The organism is Neisseria sp. P0009.S007 (assembly GCF_051962515.1).
In genome coordinates, this window is sequence record NZ_JBQCVF010000694.1 from 1 (window position 1) to 868 (window position 868).

Sequence of the window (868 nt, forward strand, 5' to 3'; positions counted from 1 at the left end):
ATAGGTAATATGCTCACCAATAAAACTGGCAATGAAGTAATAGCTATGATCGTAGCCTTTATGGAAGCGCACATCGGCCGGTTGATTTGCTGCACGACAGGTTTCGATAAAATCTTCGGTGCGTAATTGTGTTGGCAAAAACTCATCTTCCAAACCCTGATCAATGCGCATACCTTGCACTTTATAGCCTTGTTGGATCAGCGAGCTGGCATCATATTGCTGCCATTTTTCGCGATCTTTCCCTAAATAGGCAGAAAAGGCTTTCTCCCCCCAAGACACGAGGCTAGGCGATAAAATGGGCGAAAAGGCAGAAACACTTTGATAACATTCCCGATTTCTCAGCGCCAATACCAATGCGCCGTGTCCGCCCATTGAATGTCCCATAATGGAACGTTTGCCATTGGTAGGAAATTTTTCCTCAATCAGACTAGGCAACTCATTCAAAATATAATCATACATTTGATAATTCGTCGCCCAAGGTTGCTCGGTCGCATTCAGATAAAAGCCCGCACCCTGCCCCAAATCGTAAGCATCATCGTTCGGCACTTGCTCTCCGCGAGGGCTGGTATCGGGGGCAACCACAATCACTTGATGTTCTGCCGCATAACGCTGGAAGCCTGATTTGGTAATGAAATTTTGTTCCGTACACGTTAAACCGGAAAGCCAATAAATCACACCAAGCGGTCGATTTTCCGGATTATTTGGCAAATAGACGGCAAATTTCATTTCGCATTGAAGCGTTTGGGCATGGTGTGCCCAAACTTGTTGCGAACCACCAAAAATTTGATGTCGTTCAATCAGTTTCATCGCGTACCTTAGTAATGAATAACAGCGCGGATCGATTTACCTTCATGCATTAACTCAAAGG

General features: G+C 45.0%; 1 protein-coding gene. It reads right to left on the reverse strand.

The genetic code is table 11. From position 1 onward, the window contains the following. On the reverse strand, positions 1 to 807 hold an 807-nt coding region (fghA, locus tag ACTHS3_RS15745), incomplete at its 3' end, for an S-formylglutathione hydrolase (protein ID WP_440368473.1). Positions 808 to 868 lie beyond the last annotated feature (61 nt).